The sequence below is a fragment of the Acinetobacter sp. V91_7 genome, from assembly GCF_031799075.1.
Taxonomy (GTDB): domain Bacteria; phylum Pseudomonadota; class Gammaproteobacteria; order Pseudomonadales; family Moraxellaceae; genus Acinetobacter; species Acinetobacter calcoaceticus.
Map to the genome: position 1 here is coordinate 1 of NZ_JAVQNT010000023.1, position 18,645 is coordinate 18,645.

General features: G+C 39.7%; 18 protein-coding genes and 1 pseudogene. 8 read left to right on the forward strand and 11 right to left on the reverse strand.

What is annotated here, in order from left to right; translation table 11 throughout:
• Positions 1-171 precede the first annotated feature (171 nt).
• Positions 172-742, reverse strand: a pseudogene (locus RMB03_RS03490) (TetR/AcrR family transcriptional regulator).
• 88 nt (positions 743-830) lie between these two features.
• On the opposite strand from RMB03_RS03490, the gene RMB03_RS03495 reads away from it, so the two are divergent.
• The gene (locus RMB03_RS03495) at positions 831-2,045 is read left to right on the forward strand and encodes an oxygenase MpaB family protein (RefSeq protein WP_311073917.1); all 1,215 of its coding nucleotides are present in this window, start codon (positions 831-833) and stop codon (positions 2,043-2,045) included.
• Positions 2,046-2,112: 67 nt separating this feature from the next.
• Here the strand turns inward: RMB03_RS03495 and RMB03_RS03500 are convergent, their stop codons facing one another.
• The 4 genes from RMB03_RS03500 to def form a co-directional block, all read right to left on the reverse strand.
• The gene (locus RMB03_RS03500) at positions 2,113-2,319 is read right to left on the reverse strand and encodes a hypothetical protein (protein WP_311073919.1); all 207 of its coding nucleotides are present in this window, start codon (positions 2,317-2,319) and stop codon (positions 2,113-2,115) included.
• A gap of 54 nt (positions 2,320-2,373) precedes the next feature.
• The gene (locus tag RMB03_RS03505) at positions 2,374-4,488 is read right to left on the reverse strand and encodes a TonB-dependent copper receptor (protein WP_311073922.1); all 2,115 of its coding nucleotides are present in this window, start codon (positions 4,486-4,488) and stop codon (positions 2,374-2,376) included.
• Positions 4,489-4,561: 73 nt separating this feature from the next.
• Positions 4,562-4,987, reverse strand: coding sequence for a DUF2946 family protein (locus tag RMB03_RS03510; protein WP_092710596.1), 426 nt, complete (start codon positions 4,985-4,987; stop codon positions 4,562-4,564).
• 43 nt (positions 4,988-5,030) lie between these two features.
• Positions 5,031-5,561 (reverse strand): peptide deformylase, encoded by a 531-nt coding sequence (gene def, locus RMB03_RS03515; protein ID WP_004795267.1) that lies wholly within the window; start codon positions 5,559-5,561, stop codon positions 5,031-5,033.
• A 122-nt stretch (positions 5,562-5,683) separates the two neighbouring features.
• Between def and RMB03_RS03520 the strand changes: the two genes are divergently transcribed.
• Genes RMB03_RS03520 through RMB03_RS03530 form a run of 3 tightly spaced genes read left to right on the forward strand, consistent with a single transcriptional unit; the run spans position 5,684 to position 8,610 of the window.
• Positions 5,684-6,838, forward strand: a complete 1,155-nt coding sequence (locus RMB03_RS03520) for a LysM peptidoglycan-binding domain-containing protein (protein ID WP_311073928.1) — start codon at positions 5,684-5,686, stop codon at positions 6,836-6,838.
• Between the two features lie 20 nt (positions 6,839-6,858).
• Positions 6,859-7,989: a DNA-processing protein DprA gene (gene dprA, locus RMB03_RS03525; protein ID WP_311073929.1), complete on the forward strand. Its 1,131-nt coding sequence runs from the start codon at positions 6,859-6,861 to the stop codon at positions 7,987-7,989.
• A 51-nt stretch (positions 7,990-8,040) separates the two neighbouring features.
• Positions 8,041-8,610 carry a Sua5/YciO/YrdC/YwlC family protein gene (locus RMB03_RS03530; RefSeq protein ID WP_311073932.1) on the forward strand — a complete coding sequence of 190 codons (570 nt, stop codon included), beginning with the start codon at positions 8,041-8,043 and terminating at the stop codon, positions 8,608-8,610.
• Positions 8,611-9,000: 390 nt separating this feature from the next.
• Here the strand turns inward: RMB03_RS03530 and RMB03_RS03535 are convergent, their stop codons facing one another.
• Both RMB03_RS03535 and RMB03_RS03540 read right to left on the reverse strand, forming a co-directional pair.
• Positions 9,001-9,921, reverse strand: a complete 921-nt coding sequence (locus RMB03_RS03535) for a DMT family transporter (RefSeq protein ID WP_003655508.1) — start codon at positions 9,919-9,921, stop codon at positions 9,001-9,003.
• 105 nt (positions 9,922-10,026) lie between these two features.
• Complete coding sequence (locus RMB03_RS03540) at positions 10,027-10,680, reverse strand: TetR/AcrR family transcriptional regulator (protein ID WP_281834429.1); 654 nt, start codon at positions 10,678-10,680, stop codon at positions 10,027-10,029.
• A gap of 135 nt (positions 10,681-10,815) precedes the next feature.
• Between RMB03_RS03540 and RMB03_RS03545 the strand changes: the two genes are divergently transcribed.
• The 4 genes from RMB03_RS03545 (at position 10,816) to RMB03_RS03560 (ending at position 14,221) form a co-directional block, all read left to right on the forward strand.
• Positions 10,816-12,030 carry an MFS transporter gene (locus RMB03_RS03545; RefSeq protein ID WP_281834427.1) on the forward strand — a complete coding sequence of 405 codons (1,215 nt, stop codon included), beginning with the start codon at positions 10,816-10,818 and terminating at the stop codon, positions 12,028-12,030.
• Positions 12,031-12,051: 21 nt separating this feature from the next.
• Positions 12,052-12,816, forward strand: a complete 765-nt coding sequence (locus RMB03_RS03550; RefSeq protein WP_311073938.1) for a helix-turn-helix transcriptional regulator — start codon at positions 12,052-12,054, stop codon at positions 12,814-12,816.
• A gap of 121 nt (positions 12,817-12,937) precedes the next feature.
• Positions 12,938-13,483: a glutathione peroxidase gene (locus tag RMB03_RS03555; protein WP_004640554.1), complete on the forward strand. Its 546-nt coding sequence runs from the start codon at positions 12,938-12,940 to the stop codon at positions 13,481-13,483.
• A gap of 141 nt (positions 13,484-13,624) precedes the next feature.
• Positions 13,625-14,221, forward strand: coding sequence for a hypothetical protein (locus RMB03_RS03560; protein WP_205470031.1), 597 nt, complete (start codon positions 13,625-13,627; stop codon positions 14,219-14,221).
• Between the two features lie 62 nt (positions 14,222-14,283).
• Here RMB03_RS03560 and RMB03_RS03565 read toward each other — a convergent pair whose 3' ends face one another.
• The 4 genes from RMB03_RS03565 to atpA all read right to left on the reverse strand — a co-directional run bounded on the left by RMB03_RS03565 (position 14,284) and on the right by atpA (position 18,637).
• Positions 14,284-14,703, reverse strand: coding sequence for a F0F1 ATP synthase subunit epsilon (locus RMB03_RS03565; RefSeq protein ID WP_003655525.1), 420 nt, complete (start codon positions 14,701-14,703; stop codon positions 14,284-14,286).
• Positions 14,704-14,720: 17 nt separating this feature from the next.
• A complete protein-coding gene (gene atpD / locus RMB03_RS03570) occupies positions 14,721-16,115 on the reverse strand; it encodes a F0F1 ATP synthase subunit beta (RefSeq protein WP_003655528.1) in 1,395 nt (464 codons plus the stop codon).
• Between the two features lie 30 nt (positions 16,116-16,145).
• Entirely contained in the window at positions 16,146-17,015 is an 870-nt protein-coding gene (atpG, locus tag RMB03_RS03575; protein ID WP_003655530.1) for a F0F1 ATP synthase subunit gamma, read from the reverse strand.
• Between the two features lie 77 nt (positions 17,016-17,092).
• Positions 17,093-18,637: a F0F1 ATP synthase subunit alpha gene (gene atpA, locus RMB03_RS03580; RefSeq protein ID WP_005037448.1), complete on the reverse strand. Its 1,545-nt coding sequence runs from the start codon at positions 18,635-18,637 to the stop codon at positions 17,093-17,095.
• Positions 18,638-18,645 lie beyond the last annotated feature (8 nt).

The following is an 18,645-nucleotide window of genomic DNA, read 5'->3' on the forward strand; positions in this document are numbered from 1 at the left end:
ATCTGCATCACCGCCGATGGATGTGCATTATAGAGGATTAATAACCCTTTGCAAGCGAAAATTAAAAACTTATGACTTGAGCGTTCATTTTTAAAACAACAACCACACTAACCAATTGTTTTATATCAATAATTATTTTAATTATTTATTTTTGACTTAAATAAGCCAGTATCATGCTCGATAATTCTTGTTTAAGTTGTTGTTCTGAGATAAGAAAATTGTTCTGACTAACATATCTCATCATTGTAAAAAGCGTACTATTGATGATTACAAAGGATTTATGCTTCACCTGTTCGAAGTCCCATTGATGGGGATTTCTACTAAATGTATATAGTCCAACTTCAAAAAAATGTTTTTCTAAAATCTGAGCAGCTTGCGAATGACTATAGTCATGCCAATGCTTCAGTACCTCTATAAAAAAACCATGATCGGCTTTTAATGCAGCAAATCCTAGTTCTATTGCTAAGGGGATAAGGATATCCAAAGGAATATTTCCTTGCTGCATAACTAATTCTTTGAGTTGTTGCCCCAATAGTTCGCTTTTACGGCGCAACAGTTCTTCTATGATTTGATCTTTATTCTCAAAATATTGGTAAATTGACCCAACACTTACTCCAGATCTCTCTGCAATTTTAGGAGTCGTGGTATGGAGCAATCCATATTGGGCAATACAGTGCTGTGTCGCCTCTAAAATATGGTCAACAATAATTTTTGAACGCTGTTGCTGTGGGGCTTTTCTCATTGGTTTTTTATTCTTTAAATGTGAATTGAATGCGAATAATTATTCATATTAGCCTATTTATTATTCAGCTCAATAAGTAAGTGACAATATGCAAACAAGTAGCCCGACTCGACTTGCCTCTTTTAATGACATGCAAGACAGTAATTTCTTTACTCAGTTTTTAAATGTCTGTTGCGAAAAACCAGCACAGCCAAACTATGCAGAATATGTTTCTTTACAACGTGCTCTTTATGAAGGGGACGTTGAAATGGATAAAGTAATTGATTGGGTTATGCAAAATCCAAAAGATCACCGCATGATTTTTGAGAAGATATTATTTCAAGGCCGTGATGACTTATCTAAGCCCATACCTACTGAGTTAGAAAGTTTCTTTAATTACATTGAACAAAAGCCTGAATGGCTAGATCAACATCAAATTGATGAGGCTATTAAATTTACTCATCGTTTAGGAATAAATAATGGTTTTATTCTTAGAGATTTATCTTTAATGGCGGGATATTTATATCCAGGGTTTAATCAACCTTTAATTTTAACTGGCGCATTGAAGAAACAAGCAGGAACACGTTTAGCAGAGACTACCAAATGGTGGGTTGATATTACTGAACCTCAAGGGCTTTATCGTTTGAGTTCAGGCTTTACCTCAACCATTTATGTTCGCTTTATTCATGCACTTGTTCGCCGACAATTAAAAAAGTCTGATCGTTGGGATAGCGAAGTTTGGGGAATTCCTCTTAATCAGTTTGATTTAGCAATGACCAATTTAGCGTTTAGCAGTGTGGTTTTGTTAGGAATTCGAGCTTTAGGAATATGGCCGACTAAACAGGAAACTAAGAATTTTTTACATTTTTGGCGTTATGTTGGCTGGTTGATGGGTATTGATGAAAAATGGCTTATTCAATCTGAAACTCAAGGCTGGCGCTTACTTTACTGGATGCAGTTTGCTCACCCGCGCTCCGATCACAGCAGTATTGAATTAGGATCGAGCTTATCTAAAGAACCTTTTGAGAGAAAATATCAGCATTTACGTTCTTTGCAGCAGAAGCTTGCTTATCGACAACATTTAGAACTTACTCAATTTTTTATTGGTAAGAAAAGAATGAGATTACTCGGATTACCTCAACAATCTGCTTCGTGGTTTGCTTATTATCTAATTTTGCGTAATTCATTACTTTATAGTGGTGCAAAGCTTTCGCCAAGAATTGAAAACTTCTTATCTAAATCAGGGCGTAATATACAAAAACTTGGTCTAAGTCTTTATCAGAATCAAGGTAAAGCAAAAACCTTAGCGAGTATGCATCAATAATTTCCCAAGCCTAAAAATAAAGAATGGAAGTCTGGATATCAGACTTCCATTTTTAAATGTTAGGAACTTATTGAGGCGATGAACTATGCATTTCAGCGTGGCTCATTTGCTCGTGTGACTCCACCATTTGCTTCTTTTTTTGACTTGGCATGTAGTCAGGCTCGTTGTTGATCGCCAAGTAAAAAATGATCATAAACAATAAACTCAAGATAGAAGCCACAATAAGTAACTTCCATCCCCACCAAGACTGTTCAGGCGATAATTTATTTGTCATTTGATTTCTCTCGTTAAATTAATATTTTCAGTTCATTTAATTCGCTAAAGCTTATTAAAACTTCATACTCATACGAACCCAGTAGTTTCTTCCGATATTATTGAACTGCTCTTCACTCGCAAATCCAAAGCCTGCACTACCCGCTTTGTTTAAGTGTTCGGTATAGGTTTTATCTAATACGTTATCGATGCCGACAGAGACATCAATATCTTTAAGAAGGTTGTAACTTCCGTTTAGAGAAAGAGTTGAAAAACCTTTACTTGGTTTTAGGTCATATCCCACGATGTTACCTTGATGCAGACTCACGCGGTTTTGCTCAGCAACAGCTCGCCACAAGAGACCTAAATTATATTTGTCGGCCACATAGCGAACATTTAGTCGACCTTCTAAAGGTGAAATTTGGGGTAAAGGTTTATCATCTGTGGTGTTTTTACCCCATGCATACATAGCACTTAAATCTGCCTGAATATGGTCGGTAAATTGATAGCCAATACCTGCTTCTGCACCTGCAATGGTCGCATCGACATTTTTGGCACCCGCAGTAATATCATGGCTCATATCATGTCCCCCCATTCCCGTGCTTGGGTGGTGGTGGTAACTCATTAAAATGTAGTCATCTACTAAACCTACATAGGCAGAAGCCCATGTATTTAAAGCGCCATGTTGTTGCTGAAAGCCCAGATCCAACTGTAGTGTTTTCTCAGGATTTACACCGTTAAAGGTATTGGTTGAGCCAGCATTACCATGTTTAGGCGAAAAAAGTTCCCAATAATCAGGCATACGTTCTACATAACCTAAACCGATATAGCTCTTTAAGTCATGCTCAAGATGTTGATTTTCCCAGCGGACAAATGCACTTGGTAAAGTCTTTTCAAGTTTAGTATTAAAGCCTTTTGCTTGAGAATCTGCGCGCTCATCTTCAACTGTTACTCGGTCTAAACGCACACCTGTAACCAGTTTATTGAGATCGTTCCATTGATAACCGAGTTCACTAAAAGCACCATATGATTGAAAACGCATATCTTGACGATATGGGATATTCATAGAAGGCATCGTTGGTGATGACATGCTACCGCCATGTTTATTGAATTGAGAATCTATACCTGTAATCAGGCTCCATTGATTCCATTCAGAGGTCATGGCTAAGCGCGAGTTTAGTGTACGGCGCGTCACTTGCATTGCCATTGGATTCGGCATCAGCATCGTCATACCACCATGTGTCATTTCAACTAATGGCGGTGTACGCAAGCTAAAGTTATCCATAATATGGTCGTTATAGCTGTAGTTCACCTGCCCTTCTATTTTCTTGATGACATTAGTGATGTTTTTCTTTTCAAAACGTAGACCTAAGCTTTCACGCGCAAATTGTGAACCATCCATTGAACGTCCAGCATAAAGCGATTCGCCATCAGATTTTCCACCAGTGAGTTCAACCCAAGTGTTTTCATCTGGAGTGAAACCAATCGCCACATCAGCATTCCATTTTTCCCATGCTGAAGGTACGGTATTGCCGTCACCATCTTGATAACTGTTCGACTCAGAACGATTAGCATTTAAACGAATATATTTCTTTTCATCACCAATTGCAGCTTCAACATTATGGTCAATACGTCCATATGAACCCAACAATACACTCGCTTGCCCTCGATAAGGTTTCTCTGTAGTGAGCTTTTCAGGCTGACGTTCAAAAAGAACAGTCGCTGCCGAACCCGTATTGGCATATTGAACCGTTTGCGGACCTTTAATGACAGAAATACGGTCATAACTTTCTGGTGAAATATAAGAAGTTGGGGCATCCATACGGTTTGGGCATGCGCCTAAATTTTCAGTCCCGTCAGTTAGAATTTTGATGCGTGAGCCAAACATGCCTCGGAATGTTACATCGCCATTTGTTCCACCGCTTTGTATTGAGTTAAAACCCATAATACTTTGCAGGTAATCTGCACCATCTGTAGCAGGTACTGGCTGAATCGGTTGCTTTGGATCTGCATGAACAATCAGACCATTTGCATCATTGCCTTGCTGTGCTGTAACAACGATAGGTGCCAATGAATGAAGTGTTTTGGTAGCGACATCATTTTTTTGGGAATCAGCAAAAGCTATACCCGAATGAGAGACAGCAAACATCGCAACCCATAAAGGTTGTAATAAGAATTTAGAATGTGACATTTTTTATATGCTCTAAAACATAAATAAAGTGATATTGAAGTCAATCAAGACCCCAACAAAAAATTGCTTTTATTTATGCAAATAGAGGTGGTGCACGCCCTTGTGGGAGTAGGAAAAGTCGCTGTAGCGCAAAATAAACATGTTTGAATGCTTGTTGATAGGCGACTAAGCGAACTTGTATGCGAACTAAAACTTCTTTTACGCCGAATTCAGGCGGTAAAACCAGATTGGCATAGACGGTACAATATTGACATTGATGGTTTGCATCATGATGATCATGTTGACTAGCAGTTTGAGCCTGTTCAATATGATGTTCATGATGTGAATGCATGGTATGTGACATGGCTTCCGTCTGTGCTTTGGGCTTCAGCAAAGCACGGGTAATAGTTTCACAGACCGGAGCAATTTGATATTGCTTCGGTAATAGCGGCTGTAGAAATACCGCAACCTGTAAAAATACTGCTGCACATGCAAGCAGTAAACCACTACGAAAAACCAAAAATCACATCCACACTATATTAATATTTGAAGAATAGAAATTTTTAACGTTTTACTGCAACTTTTTCACGCTCACGTTGACGAACAACTTTTTCGACTTTTTCACGCGCACGCTGACGTTTAAGTGGCGACAAATAATCCACAAATAATTTGCCATTTAAGTGATCCATTTCATGTTGGATACAAACAGCGAGAAGTCCATCAGCTTCTATCTCAAATGCTTGACCTTCAAGGTTAATTGCCTCAATTTTCACACGTGACGGGCGCTCAACTTTGTCGTATATTTGTGGCACCGATAGGCAGCCTTCTTCGTACTGCTGCTTATCTTCTGTCAGTGGAGTGATTTTGGGGTTAATAAAAACCAAGGGTTCATCTTTAGCTTCAGATAAATCTATAACGATTAACTGAATATGACGATCTACCTGTGAAGCTGCTAAACCAATACCTGGTGCGGCATACATGGTTTCAAGCATATCTGCTGCAAGTTGACGAATTTCATCAGTAACTTCTTCAACAGGCTTAGCAATGGTACGAAGACGGGGATCAGGAAAACTTAAAATAGGTAATAAGGCCATACTGACGTCCTCACTTATGCCATTGATTGAAAAACCAAATGAAGGAAATACTTCATCGAAAAATTGTGTGTAAGCTGCCTATTATAACGCATCTGCACGCATAATTTTTAGGAATTATCATAATGAAAAAGGTTTTTAACGGCATGGTTGAATTTCATGCTTTGGGGATAAAAAAGCATTTACTTGCTTTCGCACTTTTTACAGGGGTTGCAATGGGTACAGTAGCAGAGGTTCATGCTGCTAGTCCGAACCATAATCCACCCTCTCTAAAAAGTAATGCACCACATGTCTACGTTGTAAAACGAGGAGATACGCTGTGGGATATTTCTGGTCATTTCCTAAGTAAACCTTGGCGCTGGCCAGAAATCTGGGCAAGTAATCAGCACGTCAAAAATCCACACTGGATTTACCCGGGTGACCGCTTATTATTATGCAGTTTAGCTGGTCGACCATTGATAGGTAAAGATGAGGGAGATGGTTGTGTCGGCATTATTCGTCGCTACACAGGCCAAACAGCAAACTTACAACCTCAAGTTCGTGTGGAGTCGCTCAACGATAATGTGCCTGTTATTCCACTTGAACATATCAAACAGTGGTTAGAACACAGCACAATTTTGCCAGCCGATGCAATTGAACATACGCCTTATATTGTTGGCACTGCCGATCAACGTGTACTTGCTGCAAAGGGCCAAACGATTTATGCACGCGGACAAGGTTTAATTGATGGACAACGTTATGCAGTCTACCGTGAAGGTGAACCGTACTATTTCATGGATAGTAAGGGTAAAAAACACAGCCTAGGTATTGAACTACAACAAGTTGCTTCAGGTATTGCGATTTCTTCTGAGAAAGACATAACAACACTTGAGCTAACTGATAGCTACAATTCCGAAGTGCGTCGTGGTGATCGGGTCATGCCAGAAGAAGATGCGACTTTGCCCACTCTATTTTACCCAGTGGATGCTAAACAAGTGACGGATGGTGGCAAGATCATCCGTGTGATGGGTTCAATTGGTAGAGCAGCCAAAAATAGTGTAGTGACTTTAGACCGAGGTACGGCTCAAGGTATTCAGGTGGGTCAAGTCTTTGATATTATCCAACAAGGTGAAACCATTCGAGATCCTAAAACCAAAGAACCAATACAGTTACCTGGTCAACAAATTGGTAGCCTTATGGTATTTAGAACTTTTGATCAGCTCAGCTATGCCTATGTATTAGAAAGTGACTTACCTATTAAAGTAGGTTCAAACATTCAGCCACCTCGTTTTGATGATTAACGCTGGATATACACTTTACAATGCTTACTCAACTTTCTTCACACCATTACCACACCCTTAAAGTGTGGTATTTGGTTCAGCACTCTTTAGTTAGCTTTAAAAAAATTGTCGACTACTTCGGTAGCTGTGAAACGGCTGTCAAACCTGCTGGGTTGGCCCAATGGTCTAATCTCGGTTTACATGCCAATCATTTAAAACGCGTAGATGAATTTCAAACTGCTCAAGGTCAGGCTCATTTTGAAAAACTGATTGAGCAGATCCAGCAATATACTGACTTTATTTTAACGCCAGATGACTCTGGCTATCCTACGCAATTGTTACCTTACACAGATCATCCGCCCATCATTTTTGGAAAAGGCCAAGCTCAAGCTTTGTTGCAACCACAAATTGCGATTGTGGGTAGTCGAAAACCAAGCCCACATGGTCGTCAGGTTGCTTATGATTTTGCCTATTACTTAAGTGAAAAAGGATTTTATGTGAGTAGTGGTTTGGCATATGGAATTGACGAAGCTGCTCACCAAGGTGCATCTGCTCATCAACGAACTATTGCTGTCACAGGAACAGGTCTAGACAGCACCTACCCTGCTCAGAATAAAAAACTTGCAGAACAGATCTTGGCTCAAAACGGCGCCATCATTACTGAGTTTTTACCCGGGACACCACCATTACAGCAGCATTTTCCACGTAGGAACCGAATTGTTAGTAGTTTGAGTTTAGGCGTGTTAGTGGTAGAAGCTACTTTAAAAAGTGGCTCTCTGATTACTGCCAACAAAGCTGCTGAGCAAGGTAAAACGGTATTTGCTATTCCCGGCCATATTTATAGTGAATTTCATCAGGGCTGCCATCAGCTTATTCGTGAGGGTGCAATCTTAGTCGATCATCCTGAACAGATTGTTGAGGACCTTGCTCTTCCAACCCAATGGCAGAGTCAGCAACAAAGTCAAAGTGAGACAGCTGAAACTGGCGCGCCAGAAATTCCTGAACATTTAATTAAACTGTATCAATCTTTAGACTGGGTCGGTCAAGATATTGACCAGCTTGTCGTGCATCACTCACAACCCGTTGCAGAACTCACCTCTTCACTCATGGAACTAGAACTACTTGGTTTATGTATGCAACAATCAGGGCTGTATTTACGTTGTCGCTCTTAGTATGGGAGCACACAATAGCAATTCTGTCTGATTGAAAGGAAGAGTATTACCATGATTACCACCTCAGTTACCGAAGCCGCCGAAAGTTTACATCAAGGTCAAGTCTTGGCGTATCCAACTGAGGCAGTTTGGGGGCTAGGTTGCGACCCTTTTAACGAACAAGCTTTTCAAAAAATTCTAGAGCTGAAACAAAGACCAATTGAAAAGGGAGTCATTTTATTAGCCGGCCATATTAGCCAAGTTGAGCACCTGTTAACCTCTTTACCTCAAACAACCCAACAAGAAATTATTGATTGCTGGACGAATCACCAACCTTCAGAAAGAGCCACAACTTGGCTCTTGCCTGCTGGTGAACATATTCCTTCATGGATTAAAGGTGAACATCCTCTTGTCGCTGTTCGAGTCACCACACATCCTTTGTGTGTGGCATTATGCAATGCTTTTCATGGTTTTATTGTCTCGACTAGTGCCAACCCGAGCGGGCAAGAACCTGCTCATTCACTACAAGATGCCTGCCAATACTTTAGTTCACAATTAAACTATCTCAATGGTGATTTAGGCCAAAGTCAGCAGCCAAGTAGAATTATTAATGCTCTCACAGGCGAGATTATCCGCGCCTAATTTCAGACAAAAAAAAGCTCAGTTATATAGGGATAACTGAGCATAAAAAAGGATGGGTATATACCGCATCCAGAGGGTTTGGATATCTCTGCAACGAAAGATAATTTGCCAAAAAGAGCGTCTTTCGTAGTGGTCGCTATTATGTGGCAATAGACTAAATGAGAGAAATATATAATTTCTCTAAAAAAAGCATGAAAAGTGTAGGGAATTTACGGTTTTTCGCTTAAAAATTAAAATTATATTAATATTTTTATTCGGCTTTTTTAATATTTATATTTCAACCTAGTTTTATAATCTATTTATAAATCATATAGAAAAGCTTTAACTAATAAAAAAATGGCATATTTTCATTAATTTTTTTCAAAATATGCCATAGTTTTTTTAGTGGTCTTAGTTTTGCTCTTGTATCAGCTCACTCTTTTTGGAACTGACCTTCTTTTGAGCCATGATGATACCAATTAAAATTATTACACCACCTAGTGTGTGATAAATGGTCCACTGCTCAGATAACCAGACACTCGCAATAATTGCTGTAAACACAGGAACTAAGTTCATAAAGATACTTGTTCTATTAGGCCCTAATTGCTGAACAGCCAACATCCAAACTAAAGGCGCAATGAGTGAAGCAAATACTCCTGCATAAATAGCACTCGGAGCATTTTGTGCATTTAAAGCATCTAGTCCGAACCAGAAAATCAAAGGAAGGTGAAATATTACAGAAAAACCAATCTGGACATATAAGCTCGTCATGATTGGAAGGGGCAACTGCCATTTTTTAAGAAAAACCCCATAAAATGCATAAAAGAACACAGCGATAATCATTAAGGCATCACCAAGATGTCCACCAGAACTTAATAAGTGGCCAATATCTCCTTGGGACATGACATAGAGCAAACCTGCAAAAGACAAAATACTGCCAAAAACTGCAAAGCGGTTAGGCACATCTTTTAAAATGGCAAGAGAAACGAAAATCGTAAAGATCGGAATAAATGCATTCACAATTCCCATATTAGTTGCACTGGTATAATGGGCAGCCGTATAAGCAAGTCCTTGATAAAGCACCATTCCAAATGCACTTAATACTGCTAATTTAGGCAAATACTGTTTTAATAAGTGTCGCTGTTTCCAAACCGGTAACAACATAAATGGGGTTAAAATAATAAAGGCGATTAACCACCGGTAAAAACTGATACTGACCGGAGAGATATAATCAGAAACATAGCGGGTAACTACAATATTCAAAGACCAAATCAGTACTGCCAAAATGGGAAATATAAATGCCCATTTATGATATTTCATGACCTGACTCATAGTAATACGCCATCTGTAAAAGAGAGTTTATTTTGAAGAATGTCTTAATAAATTGAAATATCGTATTTCCGACATTGATATTGAACTTAGGACATCATCCGTTTTTTAGAATAATGTCCAAGTCTTCATGGCATGTTCCACAACTTTGTGTAATTGCTCGGTACTCGCCCCATCTCTTGCCTGAATCGTTAACCCTTGAATGACAGTTGCATAAAAGTCTGTCATTTCCTGTAACGGTGCATTCGAAGACAAATCACCCTGCTCTACACCTTGTTGAAGACGTTTGAATAATTTTTCTTTGGTTTTTATTCTTTTATCGAGAAGATTTTGCTGCACATTATGAGTAGCGTCAGAACAATTCATAGCTGCAACAACGAGCATACAACCAGCGGGCTTATTTGGCTGGACGAGTCTTTTAACGTTATCGTATAAATAAAGTTCAAAAGCGATTTTTGCTGTTTTTGCTTCTAAAAAGATGGTTTCAATAGGGCATGCTTCATGAGCCAAGTAGTAATCAATACTTTGATAAAACAGCCCAGCCTTATCTCCAAACGCACTGTATAAACTTGGTGCTGTAATTTCCAAAGCCTGTGTTAAATCACTGATCGACGTTGCTTCATAGCCATGCTCCCAAAAAAGCAACATTGCCTTTTGCAAAACCTGCTGTTCATCAAAGCATTTAGGCCGCCCACGCTTTTTTTTCAGCGTGTCTTCTGCAGCGATCAAATTCGTTTCATGCGTATTTGTCATAAAGATCACATCTATTTTTATAACAATCGTTATTAAATTAATTGACGTTCGATTTTTTATCAACTATTTTATTTTCATAATGATCGTTAGTTAATTAATAAATTGCCTTTCCTCACTCCAAATTTAGCCAAGTAAGGATTTCCTATGGACCAATCTTCTATCTCTAAAGCGCGACCCACGACCTCCCCACAGGGAAGCTGGTTTGCCATTTTGGCCGTTGCCATTGCAGCATTTGCATTAGTAACAAGTGAATTTTTACCTGTTGGTGTTTTAAATAGTGTTGCAACAGATTTAAATATTTCTGTAGGTACAGCCGGTCTTATTATTACTGTACCCGGCATTATGGCCGCGATTGCTGCCCCCTTATTACCAGTTTCAGTGAAACAACTTGATCGACGCTATGTTCTCATTTTACTGACAGCAATTATGGTTATTGCCAATACCATTACTGCTTTTGCTGAAAACTTTCATATTTTATTACTCAGTCGCTTAATCTTAGGCATCTCAATTGGCGGGTTCTGGGCCACGGCAATCGCTTTAAGTGGAAAATTAGCTCCCCTCCATCTCCCTATTGCCAAAGCAACTGCTGTTGTAATGGCAGGTGTAACTTTTGCGACAGTTTTGGGTGTTCCTATTGGAACATGGTTAAGTGAATTTTATGGCTGGCGCAGTGCTTTTGGAATTACAGCAGGAATTGGCTTAATTGTTTTAATCTTACAATTAATCTTTTTACCTAAACTTGTTCCAGACTCGCCAATCCATATGAGGGACTTACCAGCATTATTACGCACGCCTAAAGCACGTAGCGGCATGCTGATTGTCTTGCTTATCGGTCTTGCTCATTTTTGTGCATATAGCTATTTAGCACCTTTCTTTAAGAATATTGCAGGCTTTAATGGTACAACGATTAGTTCATTATTATTGCTCTATGGAATTGCAGGTATTTTCGGAAATGCATTTGCTGGATATAGTGGTAATTTGAATGTCCGTTATACGCTTGCCTTTGTTAGTGCTTGCTTTGCAATTGTATTTTTTGGATTCCCGCTTTTTGCCATTCATGAATTTGGTGCTATTGTCCTAACTGCTTTATGGGGCTTCGCATTTGGTGCTTTTCCTACCTCAGCCAATATCTGGATGTTTGTACATGCGCCACATGCAGTTGAAAAAGGTATGCCTCTTTTTGTAGGTATGTTTCAGGTCATGATTGCCACAGGTTCATTATTAGGCGGTTATGTGGTTGATCATTTCAATGAAAATACCTTAATTTATGGCGTATTAAGTTTTGTTGCTTTAGCACTCGTAAGTACTTTTACCTTAGCAAAAGGCTTAAACAATCCTAAAGCGACCTGTGAAAATTAAAATATTAGTCTGAGTACAAAGATGAACAATGAGGACCAACAATTTTCTTTATTGAACAGTATAGTAGTTCATGAATTTCTATATCAAAAAGAAGATATTGTTCGTCCTCATGCCTCGCTCTGGGGAGATTTTAATTTCAGCTTAAATGGTATTTTAGAAATGCAGGTGGAAGAACAGCTATATCTGTCTCCACCTAGTTATGGACTTTGGATTCCACCTCAAACGGTTCATCAATCGACTGATATTGATCACGAAATTCACTATATCTGTATTCGTCTACATCCCCGCCTATGCTCTGTTTTAGGAGATGTCTGTCAGTGTTTTAGTATCCAGCCCTTTTTTCGGACGTTAGTCCTCCAAATTCTGGAACAACAGAAGCAGAATAAAAAACCTGAATATTTAGAACATCTTTTACAAGTTTTATTCGACCAATTACAACAAGCCCCAGCCTATTCGCATTATTTGCCTCAAACGCGGCATCCAGTTTTATTGCCTATTTTAGAAAAGCTTTCCGACCCATTACTTTTTGATCACTCTTTACAACAGTTACTCCAAAATTTCTCGGTAAGTGACCGTCACCTGTTACGTTTGAGTCAACAAGAGCTACAACTCTCTTTATCTGAATGGAGAAATCGAGCCAAAATTGTTTATGCAATTCATCAAATACGACAAGGGACACCCATTAAGCGTTTAGCATATGATTTAGGTTATCAACATAGCTCAAGTTTTATTGAGTTTTTCAAACGTTATACTGGACAAACACCTATTCAAATTAGAAATAACTAGAATTCAGTTTATCTTTTAAAATCTTTTTCTTTTTTGAACACGAATATTATTGCACTACCCCTCAATAGCAGTTAAAACAAATGCGTTACTTGATATCAACTACAATCTTTAGGAAATACTCATGACACAATCTGTATATCACATTCCAGTAAAAGCTATTTCAGGCGAAACGGTTGACCTTGAACAATATAAAGGTAAGGTTTTACTTATTGTAAATACTGCTTCTAAATGTGGTTTAACTCCACAATACGAAGGCTTAGAAAAGCTTTATCAAGCAAAAAAAGATCAAGGTCTTGAAATTTTAGGTTTTCCAGCAAACAACTTTAAAGAACAAGAACCAGGTTCAGATGAAGAAATTCAACAATTCTGTTCATTAAATTATGATGTTCACTTCCCTTTATTCTCTAAAGTGTCTGTTGTCGGTGAAGATAAGCACCCACTCTATGAAACTTTGACAGCAGCTCAACCAGAACGTACTGGTGAAGGACCTTTCCGTGAGCGTTTAGAAGGCTTAGGTATTCCAACTAATCCAGCTCCAGAAGTTTTATGGAACTTCGAAAAATTCTTAATTAATAAAAATGGCGAAGTAGTGGCTCGTTTTGCTCCAAACCTAACTGCGGATGATGAACAAATCGTTAAAGCAGTTGAAGCAGAGTTAGCAAAATAACGTTTAAAAACGTAAAAAAGAGCGTTTTCTACGCTCTTTTTTATTATCTGGTCAAAATGTTGTTTGTTTGCAAAAATACAATCTTTCTCCATATTTTATGCCTATAGTACCTATTTGCTTTATTTGATGTTGTTTGTAGTTATGAAAAAAGTTTTACAGGGTGCATTTCTTCCTTTTGTAATTTTTGCCTCAGGCATGCTTTTACTCGGGTGTGATCAGGCACAAGACCATGCTACTGAACAAGAAAATACTGAAATAACTGAAAAGGCGTCCGATCAAGCTATTGAACGACAAGAGTCAGATATTGCTCCAAGCAAAACTGAACTTAAAAGCGGCAATATTTTTTATATGGTTCGAGATGCTGCTAATTTACAGCTTAAAGCTGGAGATTATGTTGAACAACTTAAAGACACTCAACTTGACGTTGAACAAGCTATTCAAGATAAAAATCAAAATGAATTAAAAACAACTGTTTCAACTTTAAAACAGCAATTACAAGGTTTAAATCAAGCTCTTCTCACCTTAGATATCAAAAGTCAGGAAATTGAGAATATTCGCCAAAGTTTATTACATGCCAATCAACAAGCTCTAAGCATGCCTTTACTAAATGGGAAATTAGATCAAATCAATTTTGAACAAATTGAAAAACAGCTGAATACCATTCAAATGGATATGGTTAAACTCGCAGCTATGATTATGGCTGGAGATGAAAAACCTGATCCAAAAACTGATTCTTAAGTTATATCCAAATAATAAAAAAGCCACCTTACGGTGGCTTTTTTTGATGAACACTGCACAAATTATAATGCGCGGTTCTTCATCTTACGGATAGTTTCAAGCTGACCTGAAATCTCTGATAGAGATGCCAATGCAGCAGCTGAGTCCAAATCGCTCTTTTGGTTCGCAAGCAATTGTTCAGCATTTTTACGTGCTTCTAAAATTGCAGCTTCATCCAAGTTGTCAGCACGGATTGCAGTATCTGCAAGAACCGTTACAACATGAGGTTGAACCTCTAAAACACCGCCAGATACATAGACGATTTCTTCTGTACCATTTTCCAACTGAACACGAATCGGGCCCGGTTGAAGCAAAGTCACAAGTGGTGCGTGTCCTGGCAAAATACCAAGTTCACCACCTGCGCCTTTCGCGATTAACATCGTTACTGCGCCAGAGTAAATAGACTCTTTAACACTTACGACATCACATTGCATAGTCGCCATGAGATGATCTCCTTAAATTAGAGTTTCTCAGCTTTAGCAATCACTTCGTCAATACCACCAACCATATAGAACGCTTGTTCTGGGATGTGATCGTATTCACCAGCTAATAGACCTTTAAAGCCACGAATCGTTTCTTTAAGCGATACTAATTTACCAGGAGCACCAGTAAACACTTCAGCTACGTGGAATGGTTGAGAGAAGAAACGTTGGATTTTACGCGCACGGTAAACAACCAATTTATCTTCTTCAGCTAACTCATCCATACCCAAGATTGCGATGATGTCTTTAAGCTCTTTATAACGTTGCAAAATGTTCTGTACAGAACGCGCAATTTCATAATGCTCTTGACCAACAACTAATGGGTCTAACTGACGTGAAGTTGAGTCAAGTGGATCGATCGCTGGATAGATACCAGAAGATGCGATGTCACGGCTCAATACTACTGTTGCATCTAAGTGAGCAAATGTAGTTGCAGGCGATGGATCTGTTAAGTCATCGGCAGGTACGTATACTGCTTGGATCGATGTGATCGAACCAGATTTAGTAGACGTAATACGCTCTTGAAGAACACCCATTTCTTCTGCAAGTGTAGGCTGGTAACCTACTGCAGATGGCATACGACCTAACAATGCTGATACTTCAGTACCTGCAAGAGTATAACGGTAGATGTTGTCGACGAATAATAATACGTCACGACCTTTACCATTTTCGTCTTTTTGATCACGGAAGTATTCAGCCATAGTCAAACCAGTTAACGCTACGCGTAAACGGTTACCTGGTGGCTCATTCATCTGACCGTAGACCATTGCTACTTTGTCAAGAACGTTAGAATCTTTCATTTCGTGATAGAAGTCGTTACCTTCACGAGTACGCTCACCAACACCAGCAAACACAGATAAACCTGAGTGAGCTTTCGCGATGTTGTTGATCAACTCCATCATGTTAACGGTTTTACCAACACCAGCACCACCGAATAAACCAACTTTACCACCTTTTGCAAACGGGCAAAGTAAGTCAATTACTTTAATACCAGTTTCTAAAAGGTCAGTAGAAGCAGCTTGTTCAGCATAAGAAGGCGCTTGACGGTGAATTGGCAAACGTTCTTCAGTTGCAACTGGACCAGCTTCATCAATTGGGCGACCCAAAACGTCCATGATACGACCAAGCGTAGCTGGACCTACTGGAACAGAAATCGGTGCATTTGTGCTAGTTACATTAAGGCCACGTTTAAGACCTTCTGTAGAACCCATTGCGATGGTACGAACAACACCATCGCCAAGCTGTTGCTGAACTTCTAATGTAGTTTCAGTACCGTCAACTTGGAGAGCGTCATAGATCTTAGGAACGCTATTGCGCTCAAACTCGACGTCGATAACCGCGCCGATGATCTGAATGATACGACCGCTACTCATTGCTGTCTCCTCAATTCAAACTTAATAATGTTAAACGGCAGCGGCACCGCCAACGATCTCAGAAATTTCCTGAGTAATCGCGGCTTGACGCAGCTTGTTGTAAATGAGTTGTAGGTCTTTAATCAGTTGTCCTGCGTTGTCTGTCGCTGCTTTCATCGCGACCATACGAGCTGACTGCTCACATGCAACGTTTTCAATCACACCTTGATAAACCATAGACTCGATATAGCGAACCAACAAACCATTTAACAATTGTTCTGCTTCTGGTTCATAGATATAGTCCCAACCATAAGTACGGTTGAGATCATCGCCTTCTTCTGCTGGTGCTAAAGGAACAAGTTGTTCTACTTTAGGCTGCTGAGTCATTGCATTAATGAAGCCATTTGATACGAGGTAGATACGATCTAATTCGCCCTTATCAAATGCATCAAGCATAACTTGGACTGAGCCAGTTAACTGTTCCAAACTCGGCGCATCGCCAAGTTGGGTAGTTGCACCAAGCACTTTACCGCCGTAATTCTTAAAAAACGAAACCGCTTTTTGACCAATTAAAGCAAATTCAACTTCAATTGACTGCTGTTGTTGTGCTTTGACATGCTGCACAACTTTCTTGAACAAGTTAATGTTCAAGCCACCGGCCAAACCACGATCTGAAGACACTACGATATAGCCAACGCGCTTAACTGGGCGGTCAACCATATAACGGTGTTTGTATTCAGGGTTTGCTTGAACCAAGTGAGCAATTACACGGCGCATATTATCGGCATACGGACGGCCCTGAGCCATGCGCTCTTGCGCACGACGCATTTTAGAAGCAGCTACCATTTGCATCGCGCGAGTAATCTTTTGCGTGCTCTTGATACTAGCTACTTTGGCGCGAATTTCTTTTAAATTTGCCATACGCTTAACCTAGTATTCGAAAGCCCTTTCGAGCTTCCGAAGGTTGATCCGTGAACCAAACTTAACTAAAACTAAACTTAGTAAGTTTGAGTCGCTTTAAAGCTTTCAATACCTGCTTTGATTGCTGCTTCGATGTCTTTGTTGTAATCACCAGTTTCATCGATTTGTTTCATCAACGGAGCATATTCTGAGCGGAAGTAAGAGATTAACGCAGCATCAAAGTCTACGATTTTCTTAACTTCTACGTCAGCCATATAGCCTTCGTTAGATGCATAAACAGAAACAGCTTGGTCAGCAATTGAGTAAGGAGCATATTGCTTTTGCTTCATTAACTCAGTTACACGTTGACCATGTTCAAGTTGCTTACGAGTTGCTTCGTCAAGGTCAGAAGCGAACTGAGCAAACGCAGCCAATTCACGGTATTGTGCTAAAGCAGTACGGATACCACCAGACAATTTTTTGATGATCTTAGTTTGAGCAGAACCACCAACACGAGATACAGAGATACCCGCGTTCACAGCAGGACGAATACCTGCGTTGAATAATGATGTTTCTAAGAAGATCTGACCGTCAGTAATCGAAATTACGTTCGTTGGTACGAATGCAGATACGTCACCTGCTTGAGTTTCAATAATTGGCAATGCAGTTAAAGAACCAGTTTTACCGGTTACTGCGCCATTAGTGAATTTCTCAACGTAGTCAGCAGATACACGAGAAGCACGTTCAAGAAGACGTGAGTGAAGATAGAATACGTCACCTGGATACGCTTCACGGCCTGGTGGACGACGTAAAAGCAATGAAATTTGACGGTAAGCAACAGCTTGCTTAGACAAATCATCATAAATAATAAGAGCGTCTTCACCGCGGTCACGGAAGTATTCACCCATTGTACAGCCAGAGTACGGAGCTAAGTACTGCATTGCAGCAGGATCAGCAGCCGCAGCAGCGACAACAGTTGTATACGCCATAGCGCCAGTTTCTTCTAGCTTACGTACAACGTTTGCAATTGTTGATTGTTTTTGACCAATCGCAACGTATACGCATTTAATGCCAGAATTTTTCTGAGCGATAATCGCATCGATCGCCATCGCTGTTTTACCAGTTTGACGGTCACCAATAATCAACTCACGCTGACCACGACCCACAGGAATCATGGTATCAACTGATTTATAACCAGTTTGAACAGGTTCGTCTACAGACTGACGCCAAATTACGCCTGGTGCTACTTTTTCAACAGCATCAGTTAATTTCGCATCAATTGGGCCTTTACCATCAATTGGGTTACCCAAAGCGTCGACAACACGACCAAGAAGTTCCGGACCAACTGGAACTTCAAGTACACGACCTGTACAACGAGCTTTTTGGCCTTCTTGAAGGCTTAAGTAGTTACCTAAGACAACGGCACCCACTGAATCCTGTTCTAGGTTCAGTGCCATACCAAATAAGCCGCCGTCAAATTCGATCATTTCACCGTACATTGCATCAGCAAGACCGTGAATGCGCACGATACCGTCGGATACCATAACAATGGTACCTTCGTTTTTAGCGGTCGCGCTGGTGTCCAGATCGCTGATACGCTGTTTAATGAGCGCACTGATCTCGGATGGATTCAGTTGTTGCATTGCGCTAT